Annotated in this window: 1 protein-coding gene and 1 pseudogene; both read left to right on the plus strand. The window is 46.1% G+C overall.

Annotated features, from left to right (window positions below; genetic code table 11):
• The coding region (locus tag G452_RS21795; RefSeq protein ID WP_327077696.1) for an RHS repeat-associated core domain-containing protein at positions 1–357 on the plus strand (357 nt) is incomplete at its 5' end.
• Positions 358–1,079: 722 nt separating this feature from the next.
• Positions 1,080–1,355: pseudogene (locus G452_RS17635) on the plus strand (hypothetical protein); the annotation flags it as partial.

Consider the following 1,355-nt stretch of genomic DNA (forward strand, 5'->3'; position numbering starts at 1 on the left):
ACGGGACGGGTCCGCTTCGGCTGGCGGGATTACGATCCGGATACCGGACGCTTCACAGCCAAAGACCCCATCGGCGCTGCTGGAGGGGATTCGGATTGGTATGGGTATTGTTCGGATGATCCAGTCAATGGGCGGGATCCGCAGGGGCTTTATGAATGTAAAGACAACTCCGAAAAATGTGGAGACAAAAATATATATTGCAACCACAACACTTGTACCGAAAACTGCTTTCTGTGCGGAGACTATGAACCAATTACGAAAGATGATGTAAATATGATACGATCTTTCCCTGGCGTAGAGACACTATTTGAATGGCCATGGAGAAATAAAAAGGACGCGGGCGAGGACAAAAAATAATGCTTCACAACATTTTAAAATATGAGCTATATGTTCCACAATGCTTTTTATTCATGAAATCTAATGAGGTCTTGCTAAAACTGAACTCTTGTGGAGGGATATCGACTAAAACTGGTGCACTTGTTCTCTTAGACTTTATTTTGCTTTTGATATTAAGTACATTGTTCTTTACAAAAGTCAGGCTTGTTAGTTTTTTATACCCAATATACATAGCTCTGTTTACAGGATTATATCTCTACTTGAACCTTGGTGACGACATACAGAGTCATTACATATACCTTAGATTTATATTGCTATCAGCATACTATTACATAGGATTCTATTTAATGTGTATGCACTTGATTTCAAATGCAAAACCACCAGTTGATCGTTAGCTGTTTTCGAATAACGCCATGCACCAACTCGTGTACGCGACAATGTTGCTTGTTGAAATGCTCAATGCCGTGGTCAAGCTGTACGGGGACAGTCTACACCTGTCACAGCAACCTCGACGGTCAGCGACACAAGGAGCCCTCTTTGGCTCCCGGTTCAGCATGTAAATACAAAAGCTGCCGAATTCAGGTCTCGAACATTCTCTCTCGCCCAGAGTCACTGCCCCAAAGCAAGAGCAGTCCTTGTCAGCTACCCTTCCGATAGAGAAATGGCATCCTACTGATTTCCATTCCCTTCCATTTTTATACCTATTCCAAAATCGTGTTTAGTCTTGCGGAGATCCCACAGGAATGCGCTATCGCCCCACAACCCGACGACCGATGTCCGGTCTGGGCATTGCAGAAGGCCACGTCTTGGAAGACCAGCGCGACGACCAGGGACAACCCATTCAAATTCTTCTGCATATGGACCATATCGGCAGTGTGCGTATGGTTGAATTCCCGACCGAAGGCATGGTAAAGGAAATCCTGTACGACTGGGATACGGGACGGGTCCGCTTCGGCTGGCGGGATTACGATCCGGATACCGGACGCTTCACAGCCAAAGACCCCATCGGCGCTGCTGGA

This window comes from Paucidesulfovibrio longus DSM 6739, assembly GCF_000420485.1.
In the GTDB taxonomy this organism is placed as follows: domain Bacteria; phylum Desulfobacterota; class Desulfovibrionia; order Desulfovibrionales; family Desulfovibrionaceae; genus Paucidesulfovibrio; species Paucidesulfovibrio longus.